Here is a 293-nt window from a genome sequence, read left to right as displayed (position 1 = left end):
GTGAGCTACAGCTACACCCTGAACGACAACGAGGCGCACCCGACGGCGAACGGCAACAACAGCCTGTTCGAAGACTTCGCGGTGAGCCTGGTGGACAGCGACGGGGACTCGGCCTCGAACACCCTGAGCGTGCAGATTGTCGATGACGTGCCGACGGCGGTGAGCGACGTCAACCTGACGGTGGCGAGCGAGAGCAACCTGGTCCTCAATGGCAACGTCATCACCAACGACGTGCAGGGGGCGGATGGCGCGGCGGTGACCGCGGGCACCCTGAGCGGGACCTACGGCAGCCT

The 293-nt window shown here is 65.5% G+C and carries 1 protein-coding gene; it reads left to right on the top strand.

What is annotated here, in order from left to right; all coding sequences use genetic code 11:
- Nucleotides 1-293, top strand: a 293-nt coding sequence (locus J9889_RS21975; RefSeq protein ID WP_246878163.1) for a hypothetical protein, incomplete at both ends; no start/stop codon positions are given.

The organism is Aeromonas sp. PrichA-15 (assembly GCF_017939245.1).
Classification (GTDB): Bacteria; Pseudomonadota; Gammaproteobacteria; order Enterobacterales; family Aeromonadaceae; genus Aeromonas; species Aeromonas caviae.
This window is presented reverse-complemented; position numbering and strand designations above follow the sequence as displayed.